3 protein-coding genes are annotated in these 2896 nt (G+C 70.5%); all 3 read left to right on the top strand.

Annotation, left to right across the window (positions count from 1 at the left end):
* The first annotated feature begins 43 nt into the window (after nt 1–43).
* The 3 genes from ACWGI8_RS42520 to ACWGI8_RS42510 all read left to right on the top strand — a co-directional run bounded on the left by ACWGI8_RS42520 (nt 44) and on the right by ACWGI8_RS42510 (nt 2794).
* Nucleotides 44–700 (top strand): response regulator, encoded by a 657-nt coding sequence (locus tag ACWGI8_RS42520; protein ID WP_453668819.1) that lies wholly within the window; start codon nt 44–46, stop codon nt 698–700.
* 97 nt (nt 701–797) lie between these two features.
* Nucleotides 798–2261 carry a peptidoglycan D,D-transpeptidase FtsI family protein gene (locus ACWGI8_RS42515; protein WP_453668818.1) on the top strand — a complete coding sequence of 488 codons (1464 nt, stop codon included), beginning with the start codon at nt 798–800 and terminating at the stop codon, nt 2259–2261.
* 101 nt (nt 2262–2362) lie between these two features.
* Entirely contained in the window at nt 2363–2794 is a 432-nt protein-coding gene (locus tag ACWGI8_RS42510; protein ID WP_453668817.1) for a hypothetical protein, read from the top strand.
* Nucleotides 2795–2896: the final 102 nt, after the last annotated feature.

Genomic DNA, 2896 nt, shown 5'->3' with positions numbered 1-2896 from the left:
AGACCTGGCGGCTCACCGCCCGCCTCCCCCTGGCCGGTGGACGATGAGCGCGATCCGGGTCGTCCTCGCCGACGACGAGCGCATGGTCCGCACCGCGCTGCGCGTCATCCTCGACGCCGAACCGGACCTGGAGGTGGCGGGAGAGGCGGCGACGGGCGCCGAGGCGGTGTCCGTCGTTCGCGAGCTGCGCCCGGACGTGGTGCTGATGGACGTCCGCATGCCGGAGGTCGACGGCATCCGGGCCACTCAGCAGATCCTCGGCTCGATGGACGCGCCTCCGCGGATCGTGGTCGTGACGACCTTCGAGAACGACTCGTACGTGTACGACGCGCTGCGGGCGGGCGCCGCGGGCTTTCTGCTCAAGCGTGCCGCCGCGGAGGACCTGGTGGCGGCGGTCCGGCTGGTCGCCCGCAGCGACTCGCTGCTCTACCCGGCCGCGCTGCGGGGCCTCGCCGCGGAGTACGCGCGCCACGCACCCGCCCCGCCGCCGCCCTGGGCCGCGCGGCTGACCGGGCGGGAGGCGGACGTGCTCCGGCTGATGGCGAGGGGCCTGACCAACGCGGAGATCGCGGAGCAGCTCCGGGTCGGCCCGGCGACGGCGAAGACCCATGTGGCGGCGGTCCTGGCGAAGACGGGCACGCGGGACCGTACGCAGGCGGTGATCGCGGCGTACGAGTCGGGGTTCATCGTCCCGCGGTAGGTCCGGCGGGATCCTCGCCCGCCGGAGCGGATGAGGATTCCCTGAGAAACCCGGCAGAACGGAACGGAACGCCTCAGGCCGCTCGTCCCTCCCTGGGATGAACAAGACGATCAGGCGCGCCGCGGTCTTCAGTCTGCTCCTGGTGCTCGCCCTGCTGGTGCGGGCCACCTGGGTGCAGGCGTACAAGGCCGAGGCCCTCGCGGACGACAAGCACAACCGGCGGAACACCATCGCGCAGTACGCGCAGCCGCTGGGCGACATCGTCGTGGCCGGTTCGCCGGTCACCGGCTCGAGGACAACGGAGGGCAGCGATCTCGCGTACAAGCGCACGTACACGAAGGGCGAGCTGTACGCGCCGGTCACCGGCTACAGCTCGCAGGCGTACGGCGCGACCCAGCTCGAAGGCATCTACAGCGACGTGCTCGACGGCACCGACAATCTGCTCAAGAACCCGCTGGACCTGCTCACCGGCAAGCAGGCCAAGCCCGGTGACGTCCTCACCACCGTCGACCCCGCCGTGCAGAAGGCCGGTTTCGAGGCGCTCGGCGACAAGAAGGGCGCGGCGGTCGCCATCGATCCGAAGACCGGCCGGATCCTGGGGATCGTGAGCACGCCGTCGTACGACCCGTCGACGATCAGCGGGACGACCGACGGCGACGCCTGGAAGCAGCTCACCGGCGACAAGGACCAGCCGATGCTCAACCGGGCGCTGCGCCAGCCGCTGCCGCCCGGCTCGACCTTCAAGCTGGTGGTCGCGGCGGCGGCGCTGGAGGACGGGCTCTACTCGTCGGTGGACGAGCGGACGGACAGCCCGGACCCGTACACGCTGCCGAACACCCGGACCGTGCTGGAGAACGAGAACAAGTCCGCACCCTGCGAGGACGCGACCATGCGCACCGCGCTGCGGTACTCCTGCAACAACGTCTTCGGGAAGATGGCCGCGGATCTGGGCAAGGAGAAGGTCCGGGCCATGGCGGAGAAGTTCGGCTTCAACGATGCCGAACAGGATGTCCCCGTGCGCGCGTCGAAGAGCGTCTACCCGACGGACATGGACTCGGCGCAGACGGCGCTGACGGGCATCGGCCAGTTCGAGGTGACGGCGACTCCGCTGCAGATGGCGATGGTGTCCGCCGCTCTGGCCAATGACGGTCTCATGGCGTCCCCGCACATGGTCTCCAAGGTGGTGGACGCGGACGGCGACACCCTCCAGAGCTACGGGGACTCCGGGGCGGAGCGGATCGTGTCCTCGTCCACGGCGGAACAGCTGCGCAGCGCCATGGTCACGGTCGTCGAGGACGGCACGGGCAGCAACGCGCGGATCAGCGGCGCCGAGGTCGGCGGGAAGACGGGCACGGCCCAGCACGGCGAGAACAACAGCAAGACGCCGTACGCCTGGTTCACGTCGTACGCGAAGACCGCCGGGGGCGGAGATGGTGCGACCGGCAAGGAGGTGGCGGTCGCGGTGATCGTCGAGGACTCGGGTGCGGCGCGCTCGGAGGTCAGCGGCAACGGGCTGGCGGCGCCGATCGCCCAGAAGATGATGGAGGCGGCGCTCAGGTAGGGGCATCGCTGAGGAGGCGCCGACTCCGGTTGGCTTCGGGACACGCAGCACGGTATGCAGGGGTACTTCAATCTTCAATACAGGTGTATGTGGAGGACTCCGTGCAGCAGCTGCCCCGTTCCCTGTCCGGCTGGACCATGGCCGTGTTCGGTGTCCTCGCCGCGACGATGGGGCTGACGGGGCTGATCTCCCCGAGCCACTTGCTCATGGTCATGGGTCTGGGGCCGGCTTCGGACGTGACCTTCGACGCCGGGGACTACGCGCAGTCCTTCGTCACCGCCTCCTCGATGGCCGCGCTCAACATGGGCGTGTACTACGTGCTGGCGGCGCTCGCCGACTGGAAGGCCTTCTTCCGCTGGACGGTCCCGTTCCGCCTGCTGACCTGCTTCGTCTTCGCCTTCGCGGTGCTCTCCCACCGCGCACCGACCGCTTTCCTCGGCATTGCCGTGTGGGAGGGCCTGGGCGCGGTCGCGACGGGCGTGGCCCTGCGGTTCGAGGGGAGGCGCACCACCGGTCCGGCCACCCAGCCGTGACCCGGACGGGTGGTGCGACCCGCCCCACGCCCTGGGGCCTGTCCGGCCCTAGGCCCTGTCCGGGCGATCTTGTCGGGCCCGCGACGACAGCTACGGCACCTC

This window comes from Streptomyces sp. NPDC054841 (genome assembly GCF_053611045.1).
This window is presented reverse-complemented; position numbering and strand designations above follow the sequence as displayed.

Excerpts from the sequence above, each read along its gene's own strand:
- ACWGI8_RS42520 (WP_453668819.1), top strand. The coding sequence starts at position 44 with ATGAGCGCGATCCGGGTCGTCCTCGCCGACGACGAGCGCATGGTCCGC.
- ACWGI8_RS42515 (WP_453668818.1), top strand. The coding sequence starts at position 798 with ATGAACAAGACGATCAGGCGCGCCGCGGTCTTCAGTCTGCTCCTGGTG.